Origin of the sequence: Paenibacillus sp. FSL M8-0212 (assembly GCF_038004645.1) — a bacterium.
Lineage (GTDB): Bacteria > Bacillota > Bacilli > Paenibacillales > Paenibacillaceae > Paenibacillus.
Window position 1 is genome coordinate 1,667,867 of record NZ_JBBORP010000001.1, and the last position, 26,563, is coordinate 1,694,429.

At 45.7% G+C, this 26,563-nt stretch carries 22 protein-coding genes, 3 rRNA genes and 2 riboswitches; of the genes, 2 read left to right on the forward strand and 23 right to left on the reverse strand.

Translation table 11 applies throughout. From position 1 onward, the window contains the following. Window positions 1-4: 4 nt before the first annotated feature. The 9 genes from purS to MKX68_RS07380 all read right to left on the reverse strand — a co-directional run bounded on the left by purS (window position 5) and on the right by MKX68_RS07380 (window position 8,856). Complete coding sequence (purS, locus tag MKX68_RS07340; RefSeq protein ID WP_017690695.1) at window positions 5-250, reverse strand: phosphoribosylformylglycinamidine synthase subunit PurS; 246 nt, start codon at window positions 248-250, stop codon at window positions 5-7. Between the two features lie 590 nt (window positions 251-840). Next, complete coding sequence (locus MKX68_RS07345) at window positions 841-1,713, reverse strand: phosphoribosylaminoimidazolesuccinocarboxamide synthase (RefSeq protein WP_338590805.1); 873 nt, start codon at window positions 1,711-1,713, stop codon at window positions 841-843. Window positions 1,714-1,965: 252 nt separating this feature from the next. Further along, the gene (gene purB, locus MKX68_RS07350) at window positions 1,966-3,264 is read right to left on the reverse strand and encodes an adenylosuccinate lyase (protein ID WP_340910496.1); all 1,299 of its coding nucleotides are present in this window, start codon (window positions 3,262-3,264) and stop codon (window positions 1,966-1,968) included. After that, window positions 3,261-4,463 carry a 5-(carboxyamino)imidazole ribonucleotide synthase gene (gene purK / locus MKX68_RS07355; protein ID WP_340910497.1) on the reverse strand — a complete coding sequence of 401 codons (1,203 nt, stop codon included), beginning with the start codon at window positions 4,461-4,463 and terminating at the stop codon, window positions 3,261-3,263. The genes purB and purK overlap by 4 nt, the downstream gene beginning before the upstream one ends. Next, window positions 4,460-4,945 carry a 5-(carboxyamino)imidazole ribonucleotide mutase gene (purE, locus tag MKX68_RS07360; RefSeq protein WP_017690699.1) on the reverse strand — a complete coding sequence of 162 codons (486 nt, stop codon included), beginning with the start codon at window positions 4,943-4,945 and terminating at the stop codon, window positions 4,460-4,462. Before purE ends, purK begins: the two co-directional genes overlap by 4 nt. A gap of 195 nt (window positions 4,946-5,140) precedes the next feature. Continuing rightward, a riboswitch (purine riboswitch) is annotated at window positions 5,141-5,242 on the reverse strand. A 270-nt stretch (window positions 5,243-5,512) separates the two neighbouring features. After that, window positions 5,513-5,947: a universal stress protein gene (locus MKX68_RS07365; protein WP_340910499.1), complete on the reverse strand. Its 435-nt coding sequence runs from the start codon at window positions 5,945-5,947 to the stop codon at window positions 5,513-5,515. 178 nt (window positions 5,948-6,125) lie between these two features. Next, complete coding sequence (locus MKX68_RS07370) at window positions 6,126-6,389, reverse strand: DUF1294 domain-containing protein (protein WP_017690702.1); 264 nt, start codon at window positions 6,387-6,389, stop codon at window positions 6,126-6,128. Window positions 6,390-6,514: 125 nt separating this feature from the next. After that, window positions 6,515-6,652 carry a hypothetical protein gene (locus tag MKX68_RS07375; RefSeq protein WP_017690703.1) on the reverse strand — a complete coding sequence of 46 codons (138 nt, stop codon included), beginning with the start codon at window positions 6,650-6,652 and terminating at the stop codon, window positions 6,515-6,517. Window positions 6,653-6,726: 74 nt separating this feature from the next. Further along, on the reverse strand, window positions 6,727-8,856 hold the full coding sequence (locus MKX68_RS07380; RefSeq protein ID WP_340910501.1) for a DNA topoisomerase III: 2,130 nt from the start codon (window positions 8,854-8,856) through the stop codon (window positions 6,727-6,729). Window positions 8,857-9,227: 371 nt separating this feature from the next. Here MKX68_RS07380 and MKX68_RS07385 point away from each other — a divergent pair, with 371 nt between their 5' ends. Then, complete coding sequence (locus MKX68_RS07385) at window positions 9,228-11,162, forward strand: amidase family protein (protein WP_340910503.1); 1,935 nt, start codon at window positions 9,228-9,230, stop codon at window positions 11,160-11,162. A gap of 173 nt (window positions 11,163-11,335) precedes the next feature. Here MKX68_RS07385 and MKX68_RS07390 read toward each other — a convergent pair whose 3' ends face one another. Next, entirely contained in the window at window positions 11,336-12,343 is a 1,008-nt protein-coding gene (locus MKX68_RS07390) for a ketoacyl-ACP synthase III (protein WP_340910505.1), read from the reverse strand. A gap of 300 nt (window positions 12,344-12,643) precedes the next feature. On the opposite strand from MKX68_RS07390, the gene MKX68_RS07395 reads away from it, so the two are divergent. Then, on the forward strand, window positions 12,644-13,198 hold the full coding sequence (locus MKX68_RS07395) for an NADPH-dependent FMN reductase (protein ID WP_340910507.1): 555 nt from the start codon (window positions 12,644-12,646) through the stop codon (window positions 13,196-13,198). Between the two features lie 182 nt (window positions 13,199-13,380). Here MKX68_RS07395 and rrf read toward each other — a convergent pair. From rrf to guaA, 13 genes are all read right to left on the reverse strand, one after another. Further along, window positions 13,381-13,497 (reverse strand): 5S ribosomal RNA (rrf, locus tag MKX68_RS07400). 75 nt (window positions 13,498-13,572) lie between these two features. Continuing rightward, a 23S ribosomal RNA gene (locus MKX68_RS07405) occupies window positions 13,573-16,498 on the reverse strand. 311 nt (window positions 16,499-16,809) lie between these two features. Next, a 16S ribosomal RNA gene (locus MKX68_RS07410) occupies window positions 16,810-18,362 on the reverse strand. Together the 16S, 23S and 5S rRNA genes form the textbook arrangement of a ribosomal RNA operon. Window positions 18,363-19,135: 773 nt before the next feature. Next, window positions 19,136-20,512, reverse strand: coding sequence for an NCS2 family permease (locus tag MKX68_RS07415; RefSeq protein WP_340910510.1), 1,377 nt, complete (start codon window positions 20,510-20,512; stop codon window positions 19,136-19,138). Window positions 20,513-20,683: 171 nt separating this feature from the next. After that, window positions 20,684-20,783: riboswitch (purine riboswitch) on the reverse strand. Window positions 20,784-21,185: 402 nt separating this feature from the next. After that, window positions 21,186-21,437 carry a hypothetical protein gene (locus tag MKX68_RS07420; RefSeq protein WP_340910512.1) on the reverse strand — a complete coding sequence of 84 codons (252 nt, stop codon included), beginning with the start codon at window positions 21,435-21,437 and terminating at the stop codon, window positions 21,186-21,188. A 203-nt stretch (window positions 21,438-21,640) separates the two neighbouring features. Then, on the reverse strand, window positions 21,641-21,820 hold the full coding sequence (locus MKX68_RS28680) for a flagellin (protein WP_445671109.1): 180 nt from the start codon (window positions 21,818-21,820) through the stop codon (window positions 21,641-21,643). Between the two features lie 600 nt (window positions 21,821-22,420). Next, complete coding sequence (locus MKX68_RS07425; protein WP_340910514.1) at window positions 22,421-22,621, reverse strand: hypothetical protein; 201 nt, start codon at window positions 22,619-22,621, stop codon at window positions 22,421-22,423. Further along, a complete protein-coding gene (locus tag MKX68_RS07430; RefSeq protein ID WP_340910517.1) occupies window positions 22,596-23,000 on the reverse strand; it encodes a hypothetical protein in 405 nt (134 codons plus the stop codon). Before MKX68_RS07430 ends, MKX68_RS07425 begins: the two co-directional genes overlap by 26 nt. After that, window positions 22,975-23,163, reverse strand: coding sequence for a flagellin N-terminal helical domain-containing protein (locus tag MKX68_RS07435; protein WP_340915327.1), 189 nt, complete (start codon window positions 23,161-23,163; stop codon window positions 22,975-22,977). The genes MKX68_RS07430 and MKX68_RS07435 overlap by 26 nt, the downstream gene beginning before the upstream one ends. Window positions 23,164-23,284: 121 nt before the next feature. Further along, entirely contained in the window at window positions 23,285-23,410 is a 126-nt protein-coding gene (locus tag MKX68_RS07440; protein ID WP_340910519.1) for a flagellin N-terminal helical domain-containing protein, read from the reverse strand. A gap of 156 nt (window positions 23,411-23,566) precedes the next feature. After that, window positions 23,567-23,650: a GMP synthase (glutamine-hydrolyzing) gene (locus tag MKX68_RS28685; protein ID WP_445671110.1), complete on the reverse strand. Its 84-nt coding sequence runs from the start codon at window positions 23,648-23,650 to the stop codon at window positions 23,567-23,569. Window positions 23,651-23,659: 9 nt separating this feature from the next. Beyond that, on the reverse strand, window positions 23,660-24,532 hold the full coding sequence (locus tag MKX68_RS07445; protein ID WP_340910521.1) for a CatB-related O-acetyltransferase: 873 nt from the start codon (window positions 24,530-24,532) through the stop codon (window positions 23,660-23,662). A 277-nt stretch (window positions 24,533-24,809) separates the two neighbouring features. Further along, window positions 24,810-26,348: a glutamine-hydrolyzing GMP synthase gene (gene guaA / locus MKX68_RS07450; RefSeq protein ID WP_062837579.1), complete on the reverse strand. Its 1,539-nt coding sequence runs from the start codon at window positions 26,346-26,348 to the stop codon at window positions 24,810-24,812. Window positions 26,349-26,563 lie beyond the last annotated feature (215 nt).

The window sequence follows — 26,563 nt, forward strand, 5'->3', positions numbered from 1 at the left end:
GAGATTAACCCTCCAATTCGTAGCGGTAATCTTCAACAACGGTGTTGGCCAGCAGCTTTTCACACATGACTTTCAATCGTTTCTCCGCTTCCGCACGATCTGTTGTATCCAGGTTCAATTCCATGACTTTACCGATCCGTACACTTTCCACTTCGTTGAATCCCATGGAATGCAGGGCTCCTTGAACAGCTACGCCTTGCGGGTCGAGTACGCTTTGCTTAATAGTGACATATACGGTTGCTTTGATCATGATCCTTATGTTCCTCCTCAGTAATGAACGGGATAGATGCTTTATGCTGTTAAAAATGGGGTGTGGAGCTTGCTCCGGGGCGGATTGTTCTTTCCGGTCGCTTGTTGTCCCCAGGTTTTTTGGATTGTTTTGGCCCGCTCTGCGGTCAAAACCCGGGGACAAAGGCGAACGCTTCGCTCCTTTAAGAACAATTCCGCCCCTCCGCTAGTCCATGCGACGTTTTTTAAAGGCCTAAACCTTTTACGTTGCACGGTGTGTAATGGTCGAGACTGACCATTACGTGAAAACAATGAATGGTCTTTAAGTTACTTTAGTAACCTTATTATTTTTATATTTGTAGACTTCCTGTTTAATAGAAGTCTTTGGTCTTAATTGCCTCATCCCCCAGTTTGTCACTGGCGGTGGGAAAGATTTGAGCTGGAGAAGCGTAAGCGTTCGCCTTTGCAACCGGAATGTTTCCTTTTGAAAAAAAGGATTCAAATCAGAACATTCCGGGGGCAATAGCGATCGAAAGCCAAACTTCCCCATAGCTCGCTCAAACGTTAGCTTCCTCAAACTTTCCCGCAGCCCACCTCAAACGTTAAACTTTATTATTTCGTTAAACGGTTATAAATATCGACGTATCTTGCGGTAGTTGCTTCAACTACCTCTTGTGGGAGTGGATCAGGTTTACTGTTCTTGTCCCAGTCGGTTCCAGCGAGATAGGTTCGCACTGGCTCTTTATCCATGCTGTCGATCTCGATGTCGAGTTCGTAATTCTCTTTGGCCCAGAAGCGTGAAGCATCTGGAGTGAAGATTTCGTCAATCAGGATGACCTTGCCATCCACGATGCCGAACTCGAATTTGCAGTCTGCCAGAATGATGCCACGTTGATCACAGTAATCACGGGCGAATTCGTACAGGCGTAAGCTTTTTTCTTGAAGCTCCACTGCAAGTGCGTCTCCTACCAGTTCTTTCATGCGATCCATTGGAATGTCTTCATCATGACCAACATCGTTTTTGGCTGCCGGGGTGAAAATGGGAACTTCGAGCTTGGCGTTTTTGCGAAGTCCATCAGGCAATTTAATCCCATTCACTTCACCGTTTGTCTCATATTGTCTCCATCCACCACCAGTGATGTATCCACGCACGACACATTCAATATCAATGCGTTCTGCTTTGCGGGTTACCATGATGCGGTCTTTGAGCAATTCAGGGTCTGTGATCAGGTCACCCAGTTGATTCACATCGGTATGAACCACGTGATTGTCCATCATGCTACCTGTCAGTTCAAACCAGAAGCTGCTGAGTTTGTTCAGTACGTTTCCTTTCTCGGGAACTGCCGGGTCCAGCACATAATCAAATGCCGAGATTCGGTCGGTAACCACGATTAGAAAATGTTCACCCAGATCGTACAATTCACGTACTTTTCCTTTATATAACAGAGGTGCTTTAACGAGATCTGCCGCAGTGGACAGTGCCATGGGCTCACCTTCTTTCAGGAGATGTAAAGTATACGTCCAATTCCCCTCATCACGCAGGGCCACTCCGAATGCAGAAGAACCTTCCGATCGCTGTTATCCCCGGATTTTTCTGATCCCCTTTCTAAAGGGGAAAATCCTGTGATAAAGGCGAGCGCTTTGCTTCTTCAGGTTTTTTCTGCCTTCTCCGTTCCAGCGTGAACACATAATCAACCTATACTTTTAGGGAGTAGAATAATTCAAAGCCTTAATATATTAGTCGTTCAAACCAAGCTTTTTGAAGATGGTGTCTACGTGCTTCAGGTGCCATGATGGGTTGAATGCATCTGCGATTTCTTCTTCGTTCAGTACTTCCGTGATTTCCGGTGTGGATTTCACGATATCCTGGAACTGACGTTGTTCTTCCCATGCTTGCATCGCACGTGGTTGAACCGTATCGTATGCTTGCTCGCGGCTGAAACCTTTGTCGATCAGCTTTGTCATAATGCGACCGGAGAATGGTACCCCGTAGGTGCGCTCCATGTTGCGTTTCATGTTCTCAGGGAATACCGTCAGGTTCTTCACGATGTTGCCAAAGCGGTTCAACATGTAGTTCAGCAGCATCGTTGCATCCGGCAGAATGATACGTTCTACGGAAGAATGCGAGATGTCGCGCTCATGCCAGAGTGTTACGTTCTCGTATGCCGATACCATATGTCCGCGAATGACGCGGGACAGGCCGGAGATGTTTTCGCTACCGATCGGGTTACGCTTGTGCGGCATCGCGGAAGATCCTTTTTGACCTTTAGCAAAAGCCTCTTCCACTTCACGGAACTCACTCTTCTGCAGTGCACGTACCTCTGTAGCAAACTTGTCCAGGGACGTTGCGATCAACGCCAATGTAGCCATATACTCCGCGTGACGGTCACGTTGCAATGTTTGAGTCGAGATTGGCGCAGGTTTCGTGCCCAGCTTCTCGCAGACAAACTCTTCAACAAACGGATCGATGTTCGCGTACGTTCCTACTGCACCTGAGATTTTGCCGTATTGTACATTGTCTGCTGCATGACGGAAACGCTCCAGGTTCCGTTTCATCTCTTCATGCCACAACGCCATTTTCAGTCCAAATGTTGTTGGCTCTGCATGTACCCCGTGCGTACGTCCCATCATCGGTGTGTGCTGATACGTCAGTGCTTTTTCACGAAGAATTTCAATGAAATTCACGATATCCTTTTCCAGAATCTCATTCGCTTGACGCAGTACATAACCCAGAGCCGTATCCACGACATCCGTGGAAGTCAGACCGTAGTGCACCCATTTCCGCTCTGCACCCAGGCTTTCAGATACCGTACGTGTAAATGCGATAACGTCATGACGTGTTTCCTTTTCAATCTCATAGATGCGGTCGATGTCAAAAGATGCGTTCTGACGAAGCAATGCTGCTTCTTCCTTAGGGATAACACCCAGTTCAGCCCACGCCTCACATGCACAAATTTCAACTTCCAGCCACGATTGGAATTTGTTCTCTTCGGTCCAGATGGCTCTCATTTCGGGTCTGCTATAACGTTCAATCATGAATTTGTATTCCTCCAGAGGTTAGTTTGTTCAATCCATTGCAATCCTTCTTCAACATCCTGACAGAGCAGATTCACATGCCCCATCTTCCGTCCTGTTTTTGCTTCGGTTTTACCATATATGTGAAGCTTGGGAATCACACCGAGTTCTATCGCTTCCGCATCAGGTTGCCCTGTTCTGGCGATAATGCCTTCCAGATGTTCTCCAAGCACATTGACCATAACAACCGGGCTCAATAAAGATGTGTCCCCAAGTGGTAATCCGCAGATCGCACGGATATGTTGTTCGAACTGAGAAGTCGCACAAGCTTCCATCGTATAGTGACCGGAATTATGTGGTCTTGGCGCCAGTTCGTTGACGTACAGCCTTCCATCCGCCGCTACAAAAAGTTCCACAGCAAGCAACCCAACAGCCTTCATTGATTCTGCCACCGCTGCTGCCAGCTTTTGCGCTTCAATCTGGATGTCCGCGGCAACTCTAGCCGGTACAATTGAAGCATGCAAAATGTTATTCACATGAATGTTCTCCGCTGGCGGGAACGTTTTGATCTCCCCATTTGTACTACGCGCTACAACGACCGATATCTCGCATGCAAACTTGATGAATTGTTCCAGCACCAGTTCCGCACCTGTAGCTGCAAGTTCTTCGTACGCAGCCACAGCCTCATTCGCTTCCCGAATTACACGCTGGCCTTTGCCATCGTAGCCTCCAGTAACCGTCTTCAGTACACATGGCACTCCAAGTTCGCTAACAGCAGCAAGCATCGTATCCGCACTTGTGATCTCACGATAAGGCGCAACTCTTACTCCAGCAGCTTCAATTGCTCGTTTTTCACGTAACCGATGTTGTGTGGTGTACAGTAACGCACTTCCTTGCGGAACGTATGACTCACGCTCAAGCAGCCCAGCGACTTCTGCATCCACATTTTCGAATTCATACGTAATGACATCACATTGCCGAGCCAGTTCAAGTGCAGCTTTGGCATCATCATATCCAGCTTGAATCTGACGAGCAACTTGTCCACAAGGTGCATCCGCAGCGGGATCAAGAGTAACGAATCGATACCCCATTGCCGTTCCTGCGAGCGTCATCATACGTCCGAGCTGTCCGCCTCCAAGAATGCCGATGGTTGTTTTCCCGGGCAGCAGGACATTTTTCAGTTCTCCTGCCGCACCCGACTGTAAACCTTCTCTACTCATAGTTCTTCACTGCTTTCGAGTACTTCTTGTTTGATGCGCTCTCTGCGAGCTTCAGAGCGACGTTGGACATCCGGGTCAAAAGCACCGATCATTTGAGCTGCCAGCAATCCTGCATTCGTTGCCCCTGCCTTGCCAATCGCCACAGTTGCGACGGGAATACCACCAGGCATCTGAACAATGGACAATAAGGAATCGAGACCATTCAATGCTTTGGATTGAACCGGTACGCCAATGACTGGAAGCATCGTTTTGGCGGCAACCATACCGGGTAGATGTGCTGCCCCGCCTGCCCCTGCAATGATCACCTTGAATCCTCGATCAATTGCTTGCTCTGCGTATTCAAACATCAGATCCGGTGTACGATGGGCGGAGACCACCTTTTTCTCATACCCAATCTCCAGCTCGTCCAGCACCTCGCACGCATGTTTCATCGTTTCCCAATCCGACTTGCTGCCCATAATTACAGCGACTTGCAGTGACATGAATACATCCAACTCCCGTCTGCGCTTTTTTGATTACATCTGACTATTAAGGAACTCTTATTACAGTGTGAAATGAAAAAATCCGCTACCCGCGAAAACATCACATTTTCTCCGGACACCGGACTCCAAGAAATACGTATCCCTCATTTGGGCATGCCAAAAGGGGGCTTGCTGTCCGCATCTGGTTGCATGCGACTCTCAGCCGTATCTCCTCGTAGTCCGGAAATTTACGGTTCCCGGGTAGATACTTCCGGGCCCTATCCCCGGCGTTATACGAGCAAATATCTATCAAACTATCTTCGTTCATTTTGGTAATCTCTTATTACATATTTCGTTCCTACTCGACCTTATTCTTACCTGATCGACACATCTAACATTCTAACAATCCCCTACAGCTAATGTCAACTTAAAGACGAACATTTAACATATTGACAAATATAATGTTCGGGAATTGCTTCATTAAATTCGGTTAGCCATCCATTTCATCCCATAAAAGAAAGCCGGCTCCTCTTCAATCTCTCGAAGACAACCGGCTTCCTGCTTTTCAGTGCGTACACACTTCATCCATTATTTTACGATCAGTACTGGAACCTGCGCATGCTGCACCACATTGTGACTGACACTACCCAGGACAAATTCCCGAATTCCACCGAGTCCGCGGCTACCAATAATAATGATATCAGAATCATTTTCTTTGGCAAAATCAAGCAGTACTTCCGCAGCCGATCCTTGAATCAGATCCACATTGGCCGTTACACCAGCAGCCTGAATTCGTTCTTTCGCTTCATCTGTCGTCTGTACCGCCAGATTGTAGTAGTCATTATTAAGTGAAGGTGGCAGTGGAGCCAACCCCTCACCGATGAATACACGCGGGAAATCAAAAGCATGAATGACATCCAGTACTGCATTTGGGGACACTTTAGCTAGCTCAATCGCACGATCAAGTGCTTTATTTGAAGCTTTCGAACCATCATAAGCCACTAATATTTTGGAAAATAACATGTGAATCCCGTCCCTTCCTTTATATGTAGAGCACGCGAAGCAAGCTTCGGTCTGACATGTAATAAACTAACAGAACCATATAACTCCTTAAACGTTCCGCAGCCACAATGAACCATTTATACGAATGAATTTACATATGAAACCAAAGTTTGAACGGTTACGCATGTGTTCCATGTATTCATTGAATAAAGTAACCATAGATTACCGCATTCAGGAACAACAACAATGGAATACCAATGGTGAAGCTGGGATGTTTGGTTTTATGCCTTTTCCGATACATCGCGATCCAGACTCCCAAAGCACCGCCAATAAACGCAAGCAAGAATAACGTCCGTTCAGGTGTACGGTCACGACGCTGTTGTGCACGCCTCTTATCATCCGACATCACCAGATAACCAACTACATTAATAAATAAAAACCACAATATAAGTCCGGTTTGCATATAATTCTAGCGATCCCCCTGTCCCGGGACATCTCCCTGTCTCCATTATAGTCCTCATCAGAGACATGTTCAACGCACCGGGTAGGGAACCGGAAATTGGTGCATAAACGCTACCTCACTCTGACTTAGGACTCCTGTTTTGGAATTCCGTTCAGGCTTGGTGCTCTTTTGGCTGCTTTGTCCGGGCGCACAGCGATACTCTCTTCCCGAATACTGTCTTTGTTTTGCTGGTTATGGATTTTCTCTGGTTTGTTATGCGGCATATAGGTATCACCTCCTTGGCTTACGTTGCCTGAAAACGGAGGATCTTATACTACCTCAACTACCCTCAAGCGTGTTACTCTCCCTTTTTCTCCATAGCCGCCTTCAGCAGTTCACCCAGATTGGAACCGATGGACTCCTGCTTAGCATATTGTTTCACCAGCTTTTGCTGATCGCGTTTGTTCACATGCTGTTTATCCTTATCCAACGTTTCAGTAATACCACAAGGTAGACATTGTACGTATAACCCCGCCTTGCCTTCTTTGATTTCCATCTTTTTGTGGCACTGCGCACAACGACGATTGGACAATCTTTTTTCTGCCGAACGACGATACCCGCAGTCCTCGGTAGGACATACAAGAAACTTGCCGCGCTTGCCTTTCTTCTCCAACAACCGTGCGTTACAATCCGGGCAATGGCTATTGGACACATTATGCGGCTTGTACTCTGCTTTGCTGCCTTTTACCGTAGACACCAGCTCTTTCGCCATGGATCGGATACTATCCAGAAACGGCCCCGGTTTCCCTTGCCCACGAGCGATGCGTTCCAGTTCAGCTTCCCAGCGAGCAGTCAGATCCGGTGTACGAAGCTGCGGAGCAGCCAGTTCAATCAACTGTTTTCCTTTGCCAGTCGGGTGCATGCTGTTGCCTTGACGATCTATTGTATCGGAACTGACCAGCTTCTCGATAATATCCGCCCGCGTAGCCGGAGTCCCGAGTCCATGCTTTTCCATCTGAGAAAGCAAAGCAGCTTCGGTATACCGTTTGGGCGGCATCGTCCGTCCACTTTTAATGTGACAACGCTGAACCGTCACGGACTGTCCTTGCTGCACATCTGGCAAAAGCGCACGCTCATGGTCTGTTGCATCATCAGCACGGTCATCGTCATCATCGCTGTAATCACCGCCGTATACTTCACGCCATCCACTTTCTTTCACTGTTGTTCCTTTGACATGGAAGGAGTCATTCCCCACTTGAACCGTGATCGCAACCGAATCGTACTTCGCTGCCGGATAAAACAGGCTGATAAATCGACGCACAATCAGATCGTACAATTTGCGTTCCTCCGGATTCAGTTGATTCAGAAGCACCGTCTGCTCCGTGGGGATAATCGCATGGTGATCCGTAACTTTACTGTCATCCACAATACGTTTGGTGATATTCAGATTTTTGCGCAGCAAAGGACGTGCCAGAGACGCATAAGGCCCAATGGCTACACTGTCCAGCCGTTCTTTCAATGTAACTGTCATATCGGAAGTCAGATACCGGCTGTCCGTACGTGGATACGTCACGAGTTTGTGCTGTTCATACAGACGTTGCAGGACATTTGATGTTTGCTTTGCAGAGAAACCATATTTCCGGTTGGCGTCCCGTTGCAGTTCCGTCAGATCATATGCCAGTGGATGTGGCTCAACTTTCTCGCTTTTCTTCACCTGGGCAACCGTGCCCTTGCGCCCGTCTACCCGTTTCTTCAATTCTTGCGTTTCTTGAGGGTCGAAAATTCGTGAATCTCCTCCAGCTGCCCGCCACACAGCCTGAAAACCACCCAAATCTGCCGTTAACGTCTCATACTCCTGAGAGCGGAAACCATTAATTTCATTTTCCCTGTCCATAATCATGCCCAAGGTCGGCGTTTGGACCCGTCCAGCAGACAACTGCGCATTGAAACGAACGGTTAGTGCACGGGTCACGTTAAGTCCAATCATCCAGTCGGCTTCCGCACGGCAGCGTGCAGATTCATAAAGACGGTCGAACTGACTGCCTGGCTTCAGCGAAGCAAATCCGTCTTTGATCGCCTTATCTGTCTGGGATGAAATCCACAGACGTTTAAAAGGTTTTTTCCACCCCGCCATCTGCATGATCCAACGGGCCAGCAATTCTCCCTCACGTGCTGCATCCGTCGCAATAACCAGCTCGCCCACATCCTGACGCTTCATCAACTGCTGCACGGCTTTATATTGATGGTTGGTCTCTTTAAGTACCTTCAGTTTCGTACGCTCTGGCAGAATGGGCAGGTCCTCCAGATTCCATGTTGCATACTTTTTATCGTAATCCTCGGGTTCAGCTAATCCAACCAGATGTCCAAGCGCCCAGGTAACGATATATTTCGGGCCTTCCATGTAACTTTTATGTTTATCACGCGCACCCATAACTCTGGCTATTTCGCGTGCTACAGATGGTTTTTCTGCGAGTACCAATGTCTTCACTTCATATCTCTTCCTCTCTGGTAGAACGTTATGTCTCTTTTATACCTATCTATTCATTATATCATTTCACACTAAAGGTATGCTCTGTCATCTCTACTTCCTAATCTACTCGTATCCTATAACCTCATGTTTAATCAACATATCGATTACGTGTTATATTACCTAACATTAAAATATGTAATAGTTTTTCTGAGTACATGTAAACAGAAGCATGAATAAGTATTAACACTGTACAGTATTGATGTATACGTTTTTTTGGATAAATATAAACCTTGTAAGATTACCTAACATAACTATACAATGTGTCAAAAGCATAGAAACAGAATCGCTGCTACACACATCAATGAGACACAGGAAGGGAGCGTGGATGCATGACTTATCATGGATCTGTATTGAAAAAAAGTGGGGCTTTGTTACTGGCGGGAGCTGTTGTTGCCACAACATGGGGAGGAACGTTACCTTCGGCATCAGCTGCAACGGCAACGCCTACGAGTAAAACAACAGTAGCTGCTGTATCCAAAGGAAAAGCGCCTGCTACTCCAGCAGCATTTGTTCAGGCCATGGAAGAAGCAGCTACACTTGCAGGTGTTCCTTTTACCATGGACAAGCTCTCCGGCACAACCGTACAACGTAAAGATGCTGCGGTCGCCTTGCAACAATGGCTCAAGCTGGATTCGACTACCGAATCATTCAAGGATGTCCCGGATGAAGCCACTTTCGCAGGTGCTGTTGGTGCATTGAACACTGCGGGGTTGATGAAAGGTTATACGGAATCACTCTTCCTTCCAAACGCTGTACTTACCGAGAATGACCTCTCCATACTGAAAGACCGCATTTATAACTACATAAAACCGTTTGTCCTGGAGGAAGCAACCATTATGGATCTCCAGACCGCTATGACGCAAGGAAAACTGACATCAAAAGAGTTGGTTCAGAAATATCTGGACCGCATTGAAAAATACGATGATCAAGGTGTAAGCATCAACGCAGTATTAACCCTGAACCCGGATGCGCTCCAAATTGCAGAGCAATTGGATGAAGAACGTGCAGCTCAAGGTGCCCGTGGACCTCTACATGGCGTTCCAATTCTGGTGAAAGACAATTTTGATACCAATGACATGCCGACAACCGCAGGCTGTATCTGTCTGAAAGATTCCATTCCTGCTCACGATGCTGAACAAGTGAAGAAACTCAAAGCAGCTGGGGCCATTATTTTGGGCAAAACAAACCTGCATGAATTCGCATTTGGCATCACGACATCCAGCTCATTGGGTGGACAAACACTGAACCCTTACGCCCTGGACCACTATCCAGGTGGCTCAAGCGGTGGAACAGGTGCTGCCATTGCGTCTAACTTTGCCGCAGCCGGCATGGGTACAGACACTGGTGGCTCAATCCGAATCCCATCCAGCTTCAACAGCCTTGTGGGTATCCGCCCAACCATTGGACTGTCCAGCCGTGAAGGCATTATCCCATTGGCTTTGACACAGGATGTCGGTGGACCTATGGCCCGTACAGTTAGTGACGCTGCAATCATGCTCGATGCTACAGCCGGCTATGATAAAAAAGATGTCACTACAGCTTACGCGGTTGGAAAAATCCCTTCCAGCTACACTGATTTCTTGGATGTAAACGGGTTGAAAGGTGCACGCATCGGTGTGGCAACGGAGCTCATCCCAAGTACCAAAGCTGAAGAAAAAGCCGTTGCTGACGTAATCAACACAGCTGTGGAAGAACTGAAGTCACTTGGCGCTACCGCAGTTCCAATTTCTATCCCGAACTTGGCTGAGATCAACAAATACCCAAGCCTTAGTGGATATGAATTCAAGTTCCAGCTGAATGACTATCTGGAGTCATTGGGTGCAGATGCTCCATATCACAGTCTGTCCGAGATCATCGCTTCCGGAGAGTTTGATAAGTCACAAGAACAATCCATGAAGACTCGGGATGCACGCCAAACATTGGAGACTACCGAATACAAGGACATCGTCCTGAAACGTACCCAAGTTACACGTGAGTCCCTGCTGAAAGTTATGGCAGACAATAACCTGGATGCCATCATCTATCCTACGTCCACACAAGCTGCTGGTGTTATTGGCGAAGGACAAAACTCCGGTGGTAACAACCGTCTGAGTCCATTCTCCGGCTTCCCGGCGATCACGGTCCCTGCTGGTTTCACAACTGATGGTTTGCCTGTAGGCATGGAGTTCCTGGGTCGTGCCTTTGATGAAGGTACCTTGATCAAGCTGGCTTACAGCTACGAACAAGGAACTCATCACCGCCAAGCGCCTAAGCTTACGCCGTAAAATGTTTATGGGATTAAGCAATTCCGGTTAACACAAAAAATAGATGCAATCATACCACTTTTTTTGAAACGAGTTAACCCACTAAAGAGACCACCCTCTTCATGACTGCATGAAGTTTGGGTGGTCTCTTTTTTTCTCTATTTATCTTTGTGTTGCATACCGTCGTATGTTACTCATTCCTGAATCTTGTCCGGCACGCCCCATTTCAGTACCAGACCTGCGTACGTCAGACCACCACCAAAGCCAAAGAGAGCTACGCTCTGTCCTTCTTTCAATTTCCCTTCATCCACTGCAAGCTGTAAAGCAAGCGGAATGGAAGCAGCAGAGGTGTTCCCACGATACTCCACACTGGTTAAAGTACGTTCCAAAGGAATCGGACCACGCTCGCAAACAGCCTCAATCATTCTCATATTGGCACTATGCGGGACAAACCAGTCAATCTGCTCAGGTCTTAATCCAGCTTTCGTTATAAGATTACCTAATTGCTCTGGGATCGTCCGTACAGCCCACTTATAAATCTCTCGCCCATTCTGAACAAGGCATCCCTCACCCTGCAAAGGCACACCATTCATCTCCGAAGACAGACCACTCTTATAGAGATGTACACCACCTTCTCCATGTGTACCTGATATGGCTGCCATAAAGTCACCTTCAGCACCCGATGATCTCTCGACCAAGAAGGCCCCCGCTCCATCACCAAACAGTACACAAGTCGTGCGGTCTGTGTAATCCGTAATTTTGGATAACGTCTCTGCTCCAATAACCAGTACTTTGCGGTACATTCCACTGGTCACCAGACTGTCAGCAAGCTGTAGCCCGTAGGTAAAACCTGCGCATGCAGCATTTAAATCCAGTACGCCCGTGTGTGGGATCTTAAGGTTAGCCTGTACTCTGGATGCCGTACTTGGGAAAGCATATTCAGGTGTACTTGTAGCCACAAGGATCATATCCACATCTTCTACACTTACATCATAACGACGTATCATATCTTCTACAGCCTTCGTAGCCAGGTCAGATACAAATTGATCTTCAGCTGCAATTCGCCGTTCTCTCATACCAGTACGCTGTACAATCCATTCGTCACTTGTCTCGACCAATTTCTCCAGATCAGCATTCGTTAATATTCGATCCGGTACATACGTTCCCATTGCCGTGATGGTTGCCTTTGATTGATGATTCATACCGGTAGTCACCTCACTTGTTTTTTATTATTATAGCACTAAGTCTTAGTACTTGGTACTAATTTTATAAAATATTTATTATGATTCTTTCGTTAGTTGTTTATTTTAAAGTGATCTCTTCATTCTATTACCCAGAGTAATACAAACTATGGCATGCATTTTTGATGAAGAATTGTGGATATCGCCTGACTAACATGAAGAATGCCTTAATTAAATGCGTTTCTATAGACAGCTCATTCCATCAAGAGGAAAATAAACAGATTGCCCTACATTACTAAAGAATAGAGATGATCTATCCCCATGAAAAAAGAATTAAATATCCTTGCCATTTCCGGAAGTCTGCGCAATCAGTCCTCCAATACGTTACTAATGCACGCCATGATTAAGCTGGCTACGCCTAACCTTAAGTTTCAAATATATGATGGATTAAATGATCTACCGCATTTTAACCCTGACATCGATGTCGTGGAGGGCCCAGTGTCCGTACAGAACTTGAGAGCCCAACTTAAGCATTCGGACGGTGTCCTTATCTGCACGCCAGAGTATGGTAATGGCGTTCCTGGGGTCTTAAAAAACGCACTAGATTGGATTGTATCTTCTGGAGAATGGCTCAATAAACCCACCATTGTCATTGCTGCTTCCCCAAGCCCCATGGGAGGTGACAAAGCCCATGCTTCCTTATTGCTTACACTAAACATGATTAATGCACAAGTCTTACAAGAGGGCTGCTTAACTATTCCTCATATTACATTGAAAATGAACAAACAAGGCGTCATCATTGATTCGGAAACCCAGCGTGCATTGCAGAACTCCCTTACAATCCTTTCGGAGGCTTGCAACCACATCAAAGTATAGACACATGTTGCTTAATTAAATGAACGAAAGAGAAATGATCCTTTTAAAGTTATTTAACATTGTCATAAATATTGAAATAAACCTTAACAGCCCTAGTAAATAACCAAGGCTGTTAAGGTTTATTTAAGCATTTAGGAAAAACAAAAAAGACACACTCGATATCATCAAGTGTGTCTTCTGTTGCTTGGCGGCGTCCTACTCTCCCAGGACCCTGCGGTCCAAGTACCATCGGCGCTAGAGGGCTTAACGGTCGTGTTCGGGATGGGTACGTGTGGAACCCCTCCGCCATCGCCACCAAACGCGTAGCTTACATTTCAGAGTGTTGTTCTCTGAAAACTAGATTCGAAACGAAACACGCGAATTACAACTTGCTATTGGATAAGCCCTCGACCGATTAGTACTGGTCAGCTCCATGCATTGCTGCACTTCCACCCCCAGCCTATCTACCTCGTCGTCTTCAAGGGGTCTTACATACTGGGAAATCTCATCTTGAGGGGGGCTTCACGCTTAGATGCTTTCAGCGTTTATCCCGTCCGTACATAGCTACCCAGCGGTGCTCCTGGCGGAACAACTGGTACACCAGCGGTACGTCCATCCCGGTCCTCTCGTACTAAGGACAGCTCCTCTCAAATTTCCTACGCCCACGACAGATAGGGACCGAACTGTCTCACGACGTTCTGAACCCAGCTCGCGTACCGCTTTAATGGGCGAACAGCCCAACCCTTGGGACCTACTTCAGCCCCAGGATGCGATGAGCCGACATCGAGGTGCCAAACCTCCCCGTCGATGTGGACTCTTGGGGGAGATAAGCCTGTTATCCCCAGGGTAGCTTTTATCCGTTGAGCGATGGCCCTTCCATGCGGTACCACCGGATCACTAAGCCCGACTTTCGTCCCTGCTCGACTTGTAGGTCTCGCAGTCAAGCTCCCTTATGCCTTTGCACTCTTCGAATGATTTCCAACCATTCTGAGGGAACCTTTGGGCGCCTCCGTTACTCTTTAGGAGGCGACCGCCCCAGTCAAACTGCCCACCTGACACTGTCCCCGCACCGGATTACGGTACCAGGTTAGAACCTAGATACGATCAGGGTGGTATCCCAACGTTGCCTCCACGCAAGCTGGCGCTCACGTTTCAAAGGCTCCCACCTATCCTGTACAGATCGTACCCAAATTCAATATCAAGCTGCAGTAAAGCTCCATGGGGTCTTTCCGTCTTGTCGCGGGTAACCTGCATCTTCACAGGTATTAAAATTTCACCGGATCTCTCGTTGAGACAGCGCCCAAGTCGTTACGCCATTCGTGCGGGTCAGAATTTACCTGACAAGGAATTTCGCTACCTTAGGACCGTTATAGTTACGGCCGCCGTTTACTGGGGCTTCGGTTCACAGCTTCGGATTGCTCCTAACCACTCCCCTTAACCTTCCAGCACCGGGCAGGCGTCAGCCCGTATACTTCGCCTTACGGCTTCGCACAGACCTGTGTTTTTGCTAAACAGTCGCTTGGGCCTTTTCACTGCGGCCCCCTCGTGCTATTCACACTACCGGGGCACCCCTTCTCCCGAAGTTACGGGGTCATTTTGCCGAGTTCCTTAACGAGAGTTCTTCCGCGCGCCTTAGAATACTCTTCTCGCCTACCTGTGTCGGTTTGCGGTACGGGCACCTTCACCTGGCTAGAGGCTTTTCTTGGCAGTGTGAGATCATGACCTTCGCTACTACAATTTTCGCTCCCCATCACAGCTCAGCCTTACAATGTGCGGATTTGCCTACACATCAGCCTTACTGCTTAGACGGACATCCATCAGTCCGCGTCACTACCCTACTGCGTCCCCCCATTGCTCATAACGGCTTACGGTGGTACAGGAATTTCGACCTGTTGTCCTTCGACTACGCCTTTCGGCCTCGCCTTAGGTCCCGACTTACCCTGAGCGGACGAGCCTTCCTCAGGAACCCTTAGGCTTTCGGCGGATCAGATTCTCACTGATCTTTTCGTTACTCATACCGGCATTCTCACTTGTATAATGTCCAGCGCTCCTTACGGTACACCTTCAACCCTTATACAACGCTCCCCTACCCCTGATGCAAAGCATCAAGCCATAGCTTCGGTGGTGTGTTTAGCCCCGTTACATTTTCGGCGCAGAGTCACTCGACCAGTGAGCTATTACGCACTCTTTCAATGGTGGCTGCTTCTAAGCCAACATCCTGGTTGTCTGTGCAACTCCACATCCTTTCCCACTTAACACACACTTGGGGACCTTAGCTGATGGTCTGGGCTGTTTCCCTTTTGACAATGGATCTTAGCACTCACTGTCTGACTCCCGGAAGTAAGTCTATGGCATTCGGAGTTTGACTGAGCTTGGTAACCCTTGCGGGCCCCGCACCCAATCAGTGCTCTACCTCCACGACTCTGTTTTCCGAGGCTAGCCCTAAAGCTATTTCGGGGAGAACCAGCTATCTCCGAGTTCGATTGGAATTTCTCCGCTACCCCCACCTCATCCCCGCATTTTTCAACATGCGTGGGTTCGGGCCTCCAGTGCGTGTTACCGCACCTTCACCCTGGACAGGGGTAGATCACCCGGTTTCGGGTCTACGTCCACGTACTATGTCGCCCTATTCAGACTCGCTTTCGCTGCGGCTCCGGCTCTTCACCTTAACCTTGCACGGGAACGTAACTCGCCGGTTCATTCTACAAAAGGCACGCCATCACCCCTAAAACGGGCTCTGACTTTTTGTAAGCACACGGTTTCAGGTTCTATTTCACTCCCCTTCCGGGGTGCTTTTCACCTTTCCCTCACGGTACTGCTTCACTATCGGTCGCTAGGAAGTATTTAGCCTTGGCAGATGGTCCTGCCGGATTCATACGGGGTTTCACGTGCCCCGCACTACTCGGGATCCGTCTCGGAGGGAACCAACTTTCAATTACAGGGCTTTTACCTTCTTTGGCGGGCCTTTCCAGACCTCTTCGCTTAACCGGTTCCTTTGTAACTCCATGTGAGACGTCCCACAACCCCAAAGAGCAAGCTCTCTGGTTTGGGCTTCTCCGCGTTCGCTCGCCGCTACTGACGGAATCACTATTGTTTTCTCTTCCTCAGGGTACTTAGATGTTTCAGTTCCCCTGGTATGCCTCACACTAACCTATGTATTCAGTTAGGTGTAACTGGAAATTACCCCAGCTGGGTTTCCCCATTCGGACACCCCCGGATCAAAGCTTGCTTACAGCTCCCCGAGGCAGTTTCGTTGTTCGCCACGTCCTTCATCGGCTCCTAGCGCCTAGGCATCCTCCGTGTGCTCTTAGTAGCTTAACCAGTTTGCTCCGGTTTTGACTGCTCGCTTCCCTTGTTTTGGACTACGTCCAAAGCCAAAAGTCGCTCCCACCCAATACCATCGCAAAAGCAATTAAGTACCAATTTATTAAACTTGTTTAACACAAGTTCAGCTAAAAAGGAATGTTCTAATTCGCGTTTGTTTCGTTTCGATATCTAGTTTTCAAAGAACAAGCTCCATGCAAAAGCAAGCTGTTTGAGAGTTTGAGCTCTCAAAACTGAGCAACGAGTGAGTGTTTTGCAGCTAAGCTGCATATTTGAATGTTTCCGTTGCAGGAAACGATTCTCCATAGAAAGGAGGTGATCCAGCCGCACCTTCCGATACGGCTACCTTGTTACGACTTCACCCCAATCATCTATCCCACCTTCGGCGGCTGGCTCCTTGCGGTTACCCCACCGACTTCGGGTGTTATAAACTCTCGTGGTGTGACGGGCGGTGTGTACAAGACCCGGGAACGTATTCACCGCGGCATGCTGATCCGCGATTACTAGCAATTCCGACTTCATGCAGGCGAGTTGCAGCCTGCAATCCGAACTGAGACCGGCTTTGTTGGGATTGGCTCCATCTCGCGATTTCGCAGCCCGTTGTACCGGCCATTGTAGTACGTGTGTAGCCCAGGTCATAAGGGGCATGATGATTTGACGTCATCCCCACCTTCCTCCGGTTTGTCACCGGCAGTCTATCTAGAGTGCCCATCCGAAATGCTGGCAACTAAATATAAGGGTTGCGCTCGTTGCGGGACTTAACCCAACATCTCACGACACGAGCTGACGACAACCATGCACCACCTGTCTTGAATGTTCCGAAGAAAAGGTACATCTCTGCACCGGTCATTCAGATGTCAAGACCTGGTAAGGTTCTTCGCGTTGCTTCGAATTAAACCACATACTCCACTGCTTGTGCGGGTCCCCGTCAATTCCTTTGAGTTTCAGTCTTGCGACCGTACTCCCCAGGCGGAGTGCTTAATGTGTTAACTTCGGCACCAAGGGTATCGAAACCCCTAACACCTAGCACTCATCGTTTACGGCGTGGACTACCAGGGTATCTAATCCTGTTTGCTCCCCACGCTTTCGCGCCTCAGCGTCAGTTACAGCCCAGAGAGTCGCCTTCGCCACTGGTGTTCCTCCACATATCTACGCATTTCACCGCTACACGTGGAATTCCACTCTCCTCTTCTGCACTCAAGTCACCCAGTTTCCAGTGCGATCCGGGGTTGAGCCCCGGGATTAAACACCAGACTTAAATGACCGCCTGCGCGCGCTTTACGCCCAATAATTCCGGACAACGCTTGCCCCCTACGTATTACCGCGGCTGCTGGCACGTAGTTAGCCGGGGCTTTCTTCTCAGGTACCGTCACCTTGAGAGCAGTTACTCTCCCAAGCGTTCTTCCCTGGCAACAGAGCTTTACGATCCGAAAACCTTCATCACTCACGCGGCATTGCTCCGTCAGGCTTTCGCCCATTGCGGAAGATTCCCTACTGCTGCCTCCCGTAGGAGTCTGGGCCGTGTCTCAGTCCCAGTGTGGCCGATCACCCTCTCAGGTCGGCTACGCATCGTCGCCTTGGTGAGCCGTTACCCCACCAACTAGCTAATGCGCCGCAGGCCCATCCCCAAGTGACAGATTGCTCCGTCTTTCCAGTTTCCTTCAGGCGAAGAAAACAATTATTCGGTATTAGCTACCGTTTCCGGTAGTTGTCCCAAACTTGAGGGCAGGTTGCCTACGTGTTACTCACCCGTCCGCCGCTAACCATCAGAGAAGCAAGCTTCTCATCAAGTCCGCTCGACTTGCATGTATTAGGCATGCCGCCAGCGTTCGTCCTGAGCCAGGATCAAACTCTCCAATAAAGTATTGAAAAGAGCGATAAGCTCATTTTGAATCTGACGAGATTAAAAATCTCATTTGTGCTCCAGCCGATTCAAGCCAAGGCTTGTCTCAACTTTCGCGTTCATTCTGCAAGCAGAATGTTTACTCACTCGTTGTTCAGTTTTCAAAGATCAAACTTGTTTCGTTACCGAATGTCGTTCTCTTCAGCAACTCTTATATAATATCATGTCCGAACCAACTTTGCAAGCTCTTTTTTTTAAGTTTCTTTCGAAGCTTAATTCATTTGCTTGCCGCACCGTGTATCTCGTGTTTTTTTGGCCGGAAATAGAATATACCATGTACAGTTATGGAACGCAAGTCTTTTTTCTATAAACATCAAATTCTTATAAAATGAGTACTCTGTAGACCTTTTAACAAGTATCTCCTTATAACCGGCTAAATGATACATCTGCGCACTAACTTTAATGATCGGAGTAATTAACTTATATACGCAAAAAGTTTTTCACATGATCCCTAATCCAATTATAGAGAAACTCATCTTGTATACAGTATAGACTCATCACGTTATAGAAACTTATTAACCGATGATTTCATTGGATAAACAACCAACAGATCATAGAACATTATACTCATTCCTTCTATATAGAAGGAAAACATTTTTAAAATTCATTTTTCCCAAGAAAAGAATACAAAAAAGCGAAAGCTCCGGGTTTAAATCCCGTGGCTTTCGCTTCTTTCTCATATATAAGGTAACAAACTTATCTCCGTATTCTTCATTAAAACTAATGTACGCTTATTCCCCGCCAATAAATACGTATCGGCAGACTACAATGATCGCCAAGATCCACATGAGCCAGTGAATTTTCACTTTACGCTCTGTAACCAAGTTACTGAACACCGCCAGAATCACATAAGATACGATACCTGCGGAGATCCCGTTTGCGATTCCGCCTGTGAAAGGCATCAATACAATTGTAAGGAACGCGGGGAAAGCTTGCAGGAAATCATCCCAATCAATGCTGCGCACTTGACTCATCATAAGCACACCCACGATGATCAATGCCGGAGCCGTCGCAGCGGATGGAACAACAAGCGCAAGCGGTGCGATAAACAGGGCCAAAATGAACAACAAACCTGTTGTTACCGAAGTCAGTCCTGTACGTCCACCCGCCTCAACACCTGAAGCACTTTCAACGTATGCTGTAATGGTACTTGTACCCAGTGCAGCACCTGCGCTGACACCAACTGCATCGACGAGCATCGCTTTACCGATCGTTTTCTCGCCTTTTTTCTTATCTTTCATAATCCCCATACGTGTTGCAGTACCTACCATCGTACCAAACGTGTCGAACAATTCAACGAAGGTAAAGATGAAGATGATCTCGAACAATCCGAGACTGATGGCACCTTTCAAATCCAGCTGTCCAACCGCCAGATCACTGAAGTTAGGCAACCAGCTTGCGCCTGAAAGACCACTCAGATTCGTAACGCCCATCGGAATACCAATCAGCGTTGTTGCTACGATCCCGATCAGCAGAGCGCCTTTGACGCGCATAACCATCAGTATAGCAATAAGGAGCAAACCAATCAGAGCAAGCAATGCATCGTGATGTGTTATAAAGTTACCCAATGACAGGTTAAAACTGCTACCTGGAATCGGCTGACTCAGATCTGCATCTGGTGCAACATTAACTGTTACAGCCACGAGATTAGCAAGTTTGAAACCAATAATGGTAATAAAGAGACCGATACCAACCGTAATGGCCATTTTGATCGATTGTGGAACTGCAACAAGCAGCATTTGACGAATCTTCGTCACGGTCAAAATAATGAACACGATACCGGAAAGGAATACCGCTCCGAGAGCCGCTTGCCAAGTAATCGCTCCATTCGAACTTAGAACGACAGTCATGAAGTACGCATTCAGCCCCATACCTGGTGCAAGTGCGATCGGAATATTCACGAACAATCCCATAATAATAGTCATTAATCCGGCGCCGACGGCTGTTGCAAAGAATACTGCATTATCCGACATCCCCGCACCGGCTTGTCCCAAGAACAACGTATTTACAAAAAGAATGTAAGCCATTGTCATAAACGTAGTGAGACCCGCAACAATCTCCGTTCTAACGTTTGTTCCGTTTTCTTTTAATTTAAAGAAACGATCCATAATTACTAACTCCCCCTTAGAGATGTTGAAGCCATATTGAAAAACGACAAATGACCCTGATGAAAATTCTTCACCCAGGGTTCAACTGACAAGGAGTGGCATGATGCCTTTACTAAGAACAAAAAAAATTCTAATGTGCGTGATGTCCCCGCAATCATGTAGAATTCATGTGCTTAGCCTTCTCCTCTTCGTAGCCAGATCATTAGGGTGATCTCGTAGAGACTCCCGGGCCAATCCCCAGGATTATACGAATAAGTATGCGCTATTTGTTTGTTTCCCATCACTATTTTAGGAGGGCAGTATGTTTTTGTCAATGAGAAAAACGAATATTAATATCACCCTTTTATAATATCGTTCGTATTATTTAACAGATTGAACCAGTTCAGCGGTTTACAACCCAATTGAATGCGCTTTTTTCGGAGAAATTGCAATGGATTATGTCCATTCTTTCATGGCGAAAGTTCCGCAGGATAACATAAAAAAGCTAACCTGATCCAAGGGCGAGAAGCGCTCTAATCAGGTTAACTTATGTTTCTGATGCGTTTTAGCAATCAGGTGAATGATATCTAGGAATAACGATATCTCGTATTCCGAAGGCTTATACTCATTAGGTATTTGGAGCAATTTGCGACATGTTCCGGGGCTATTTTTTACCGGATCAGTCCTATGTTAATTATATCTCTGTCTGCGGAGCATCTTGTACCTCTTGTTGTTCCTGATTTGCGTTCGTTGTTGAGTCAGAGGATAATTCCTGGTTTCTGGTCTGATCGGAAGAAGCATCCGTTGCCTCTAAGTTCACAAATGGAAAGTCCCCCAAACCAGAAGCCAGATCTTGCATACCTGAACCGCATCCTGCCAGCATCACCATCAGAAACGCACTTCCAATGCCCATCTTCCATTTGCTCATATAGTCGGTTTTACGCATACATTCAATTCTCCCTTCAGTAGACATATTGCCTTTAGTATGTACTTATTGTACAGGCCGGACCTGAAAGGATCATGAAGTGAACTTTAAAATGGGATGAAATTCATATATATACAGTTTTCTCATAGTAAACGTATCAATACAATTGTAATCTTCGATTTCAACTTCACTTCAGCATTTCTAACACTCCCTGTGGTTGTAAGTTAGCTTGTACAAGCAGCTTGCGTTGCTCGGGATAGAATATTTCTTTGAGTAAGCCTCATTACTTCACTTGCCATGTCTAAATCTCTAGTCCTGGATTCATCCAAAGTGAGATTGAGATTGTAATTAGATACATTGTTATAACTGTGCTCTAATGCATTTTTATAAGCTCCATACTTGATCGTTCCGAAGAGACGATTTGCATAGCTTTATCAATTTTTGATATTGCCAAATTTGCACCATGTATTGTTGTAAGATCGATGTCATTAATACCTAGAGCTTTAGTTCTCGCATCTGTTAGAATAACATGAAAAGTCTCCCCTTAATTTGAACCCACTTGAAGTTTTCACTGATGTGCGAAGGTCGGAGATATTTTCTAAATTAAAATTAATGATATTATTAGAATCAATGCTGGACATCGTGTAACTTCCGTCATCATTACGTATAAAATTTTAGCTATGCGAATAATTAGTGCCACCATCAAAAGAGACACAGCTATTTCATCTACTTGCGAATTAAACATGGATAGATTGTACTTACCATCTAATCTTCCTCTAACTGCTGTGAAGCACACTATCCTGAAAAGTTTGATCGGTTTTTTTGCCATACAACGTTGCCACTGATATCTGCTTTGTAAATCAATCCACTTCTTTTCGTTGAGTCGTTGTAAGAACCTACTACGATAGCTCCCTCCATTACTTGTTGTGATGCCATCTAATCCTTCATCATTTCCCGTGGCTCCACTCTAAGATCCATTGTAGAGTTAGGTTGTTATCATATTTTTAAACCGTTCCGATTTTAAGATTGGACTTATCCACAACTAAAAAACCACCGTCTGAAGTTTCTATAATATTGCTAAATTCATCTCCTCCATATCCTACAGGAAAAGATTGAAATGAACCGTTAACTGAAGTACTGAGTTGTGTACCCTCACTACTAAATTTCGCAACAATACCATCACTTTTTTTGAATACCTGAGCCAATACCTGCTACAACAAATGAACCATCTCTATTCTCAATAACCTCTTTTCCTTCCGTTGTATATAGTCCTATTACACTCGATTTCCATTGCTGTTTTAAATTTCGATCCAATTTAATAATCTGTATTTTTTGATCGTGCGATACTAATGAATTGTTAGCCAATACGATGTAACCACCATCACTAGTTTCCTTAATGCTCGCCACTTCTAAAGAAGTGAATGAAGTTGACCATAGTACACTTACCGTACTATCTAATTTAAAATAATTTCCATAATGCGACGCACCAACATTGCCTCCATCTTCTGTTTTCAATAGCTCTTTAGCTCCTATGTTATGTGTCCAGTTTATTTTCACTTCACCAACTACCGGTTCCAGCTTCATTGTTTAATACCCTTATTCCATTGAAGTATGTATTATTGGCGATCTCATTAATACTCTGCTTGATATGATCTACTTCGTCATGAATCTTATTTGAGTCAGATAATGCACCATTTGCAGCTTGTATGGCTAGTTCTCGAATTCTTAAAAGATCAGGATCTTTTATGCTCCGTAATGCGCCTTCGGCTGTTTAAATTAGTGATATACCATTCATAATATTCAGTTCCGCTTGAGCAAACCCTCGTATTAGCGCACGCATCTTCTCAGATATGGCAAGCTCTGCTGCATCATCTGCTGCTTTGATTAATTCTCAAACCAGTTGATAGCTTTTCTAGTGATTTTGAAGCTGTCTTATTATTTTTGTTTAATTGATTCTGACTATTCATTGCAGAAAGATAATGCATAATTTTCATGAAATCACCCCCAGTCTTCTATTATTATCCGTAGAATATGTGAATAATTAAAGTTTATCCTTATAACTCCAAATGAAGAATGCTCTCCCGTATCCGGTAACCTACAGATACAAGAGAGCATATATAAACTCTTTAGTGTTGTACAGTAATCAAAATCTATTCCCAATCAATCGTTGCAGGTGGTTTCGAAGTTACGTTATACACGATACGGTTTACGTTATCAATAAAAATATATTTTATTAATCACATTTAAACTTTTGACTTACGATGTGCCTTAACAAATTCTTCAATATTAAAAAACAAATCGAAATTTGCTTTTATTTTTTCATCATCCCAATTCCACCATTGTATATCGAGCAAGGACTCAATTATATATGGCTCGAATCTATATCGAATTATTTTAGCAGGTACTCCTCCAACAATAGCATAGGGAGGAACGTCCTTAGTAACAACAGCACCTGCTCCAACAATTGCTCCATTTTGAATGGTTACACCTGGTAAAATAATTGCATTTGTTCCAATCCATACATCGTTCTCAATCACAATAGGGGGATTATATTTATCTTTTAATTCAGCGTCAAATTCATCCACAAATCCCCAAATAGGATTATAAATAAAATTCGAAGTTGTTACTAAATCGATAGGATGATTTCCCAAACTGCCTATAGCTGCAGTATGATTGATGGAACAAAAGCTCCCAACACTCTTTAGATATCTCTCAACAGCAACCGTATCATTATTTATACCCAAAGTATATTTTCCACACTTATTTTTAAGGCGTTTATTAACATCAAATATCTCTGCCTCATGTTTATATGGAAAATAGATGTTTATTTTATCTACAGATATATACTTCATTAATTCCATCACTATCTCATCCTGATAGATACTCGCAATTATAATTGCTTTTACATTCTTAAAATCTACTTCCTTTACATTCTTCACTTCTTTTCCACAAAAATCCCCTTTATTATTACTATCAATAAAATATGAGATTTTAGAATAAAAATAGCCCAATTCAGCTACTAATTTTGCAGAACTGTTTCCCGTACCATAAATAACAATTTCATCGCTACAATTCATTATATTTGTAATCAATTTGTTAATCTCATTCCGATTCATTCAAAATTACACTCCTTATTTTTTACCCAACAGTTTTTATAAAAATAAATATTTCTAATACAAAATAATCAAATCTGGTCCAAATACAAAAAAACTTATAAGTTTATATCGGTATTTATGGCCCTGAAATGTTAGAGACAAAACACCAATATTGTTTCAATAATCTTTTTGATTAATTGATGTTATCTTAATAGTTTAAGATCAAAAAAAAACCCTTTTATCTACAATTAATGAAGATAAAAGGGTTTTTTTAAGCAGTTTAACGACAGTACACCGGTTACTCCCACTCAATCGTTGCAGGTGGTTTGGAAGTTACGTCATAGACGATACGGTTTACGTTATCGACTTCGTTAACGATCCGTACGGAGATTTTCTCCAACACATCCCAAGGGATACGTGCCCAGTCCGCAGTCATACCGTCTATGGATGTTACAGCACGGATACCTACTGTGTAGGAATACGTACGCGCATCACCCATAACGCCGACACTCTTCATGTTCGGCAGAGCTGTGAAGTACTGCCAGATTTCGCGGTCGAGACCGGCTTTGGCAATCTCTTCACGCAGGATGTAGTCTGAATCACGAACGATGGTAAGTTTCTCTTCAGTAACCTCACCAAGAACACGGATCGCAAGGCCCGGACCAGGGAACGGCTGACGATGAACAATTTCGTCCGGCAGGCCACACTCGGTACCCACTTTACGTACTTCATCCTTGAACAGCGTGCTCAGCGGTTCGATCAGTTTGAAGTTCATGTCTTCAGGCAGACCGCCCACGTTGTGGTGAGATTTGATGGTCTGTGCAGTCGCTGTACCACTTTCCACGATGTCTGTGTACAGTGTACCTTGCGCGAGGAATGCAAAGTCATCGAACTGCTTGGACTCTTCGTCAAATACGTAAATAAACTCGTTACCGATGATTTTACGTTTTTGTTCTGGATCATCCACGCCAGCCAGTTTGGACATGAAGCGCTCTTGTGCATCAATTTTGACCACTTTCATGTCGAATTTGCCGACAAACGTCTCCATTACACTTTCCGCTTCGCCTTTGCGCAGCAGACCGTGGTCGATAAACATACATGTCAGTTGATCACCAATGGCTTTGTGAAGCAATGCAGCTACAACGGAAGAATCTACACCGCCGCTAAGCGCACATAGTACTTTACTGTCGCCAACTTTTTCACGAATGTCTTTGATGGTGTCATCGATGAATGTTTCCATCGTCCAGTTGCCTTCGCAACCACAGATTTCGAACAGGAAGTTACGAATCATGTCGTTACCGCGAACAGAGTGACGTACCTCCGGATGGAACTGAACAGCATACAATTTACGCTCATCGTCGCTCATGGCAGCGATTGGCGCACTTTCCGTACCTGCATCCAGTTTGAATCCTGGAGGAAGTGTAACCACGTGGTCACCGTGACTCATCCATACCGTATGTTCGCCTTCAATCCCTTTTGCCAGTGTAGATCCAGCAGCAAACTCCAGGTCGGCTTTACCGTACTCACGCTTCTCGGAACGTTCTACTTTACCTTCGAGCTGTTGGGCCATAAGCTGCATTCCGTAGCAGATACCGAAGATTGGCAAGCCCAGGTCATAAACACCTGGGTCCACGTGTGGAGCATTCTCAGCGTATACGCTGGACGGCCCACCTGAAAATACGATTCCTTTTGGTGCCATTTCTGCGATCTTTTCCGCCGGTGTGTTATACGGCAAAAGCTCGCTGTATACGCCAAGATCCCGGATTCTTCTGGCGATTAACTGGTTGTATTGGCCCCCAAAGTCAAGGACAACCACAATCTCATTCTGCTTATTCATAACCGTGCCTCCCTCAATTCAATGAAACTAATTATACGCAACGACAAAACATACCGTCAAGGAAAGGCGAAACTCCTTTTTTCGACATATCAAAACAGGATTACCAAATGCCTTTAAATATGAAATTCCGAATAGAAAAGCTTGGCAGCAAGATGCTGGTTCAAGTGTATGATCGTGGAAAGACGCCTCGTTCGCAGCGTAGCGCGAAAGGCGTC

Bases quoted from the DNA above. Each gene is read 5' to 3' on its own strand.
- MKX68_RS07370 (WP_017690702.1), bottom strand. From the start codon at position 6,389: ATGCAAACCGGACTTATATTGTGGTTTTTATTTATTAATGTAGTTGGT.
- MKX68_RS07395 (WP_340910507.1), top strand. From the start codon at position 12,644: ATGAAAAAAGAATTAAATATCCTTGCCATTTCCGGAAGTCTGCGCAAT.
- MKX68_RS07420 (WP_340910512.1), bottom strand. From the start codon at position 21,437: ATGCGTAAAACCGACTATATGAGCAAATGGAAGATGGGCATTGGAAGT.
- MKX68_RS07345 (WP_338590805.1), bottom strand. From the start codon at position 1,713: ATGGCACTGTCCACTGCGGCAGATCTCGTTAAAGCACCTCTGTTATAT.
- MKX68_RS07375 (WP_017690703.1), bottom strand. From the start codon at position 6,652: ATGCCGCATAACAAACCAGAGAAAATCCATAACCAGCAAAACAAAGAC.
- MKX68_RS07440 (WP_340910519.1), bottom strand. From the start codon at position 23,410: ATGAAAATTATGCATTATCTTTCTGCAATGAATAGTCAGAATCAATTA.
- purK (WP_340910497.1), bottom strand. From the start codon at position 4,463: ATGAGTAGAGAAGGTTTACAGTCGGGTGCGGCAGGAGAACTGAAAAAT.
- guaA (WP_062837579.1), bottom strand. From the start codon at position 26,348: ATGAATAAGCAGAATGAGATTGTGGTTGTCCTTGACTTTGGGGGCCAA.
- MKX68_RS07390 (WP_340910505.1), bottom strand. From the start codon at position 12,343: ATGAATCATCAATCAAAGGCAACCATCACGGCAATGGGAACGTATGTA.
- purB (WP_340910496.1), bottom strand. From the start codon at position 3,264: ATGATTGAACGTTATAGCAGACCCGAAATGAGAGCCATCTGGACCGAA.
- purE (WP_017690699.1), bottom strand. From the start codon at position 4,945: ATGTCACTGCAAGTCGCTGTAATTATGGGCAGCAAGTCGGATTGGGAA.
- purS (WP_017690695.1), bottom strand. From the start codon at position 250: ATGATCAAAGCAACCGTATATGTCACTATTAAGCAAAGCGTACTCGAC.
- MKX68_RS07385 (WP_340910503.1), top strand. From the start codon at position 9,228: ATGACTTATCATGGATCTGTATTGAAAAAAAGTGGGGCTTTGTTACTG.
- MKX68_RS07365 (WP_340910499.1), bottom strand. From the start codon at position 5,947: ATGTTATTTTCCAAAATATTAGTGGCTTATGATGGTTCGAAAGCTTCA.
- MKX68_RS07445 (WP_340910521.1), bottom strand. From the start codon at position 24,532: ATGAATCGGAATGAGATTAACAAATTGATTACAAATATAATGAATTGT.
- MKX68_RS07430 (WP_340910517.1), bottom strand. From the start codon at position 23,000: ATGAAGCTGGAACCGGTAGTTGGTGAAGTGAAAATAAACTGGACACAT.
- MKX68_RS07415 (WP_340910510.1), bottom strand. From the start codon at position 20,512: ATGGATCGTTTCTTTAAATTAAAAGAAAACGGAACAAACGTTAGAACG.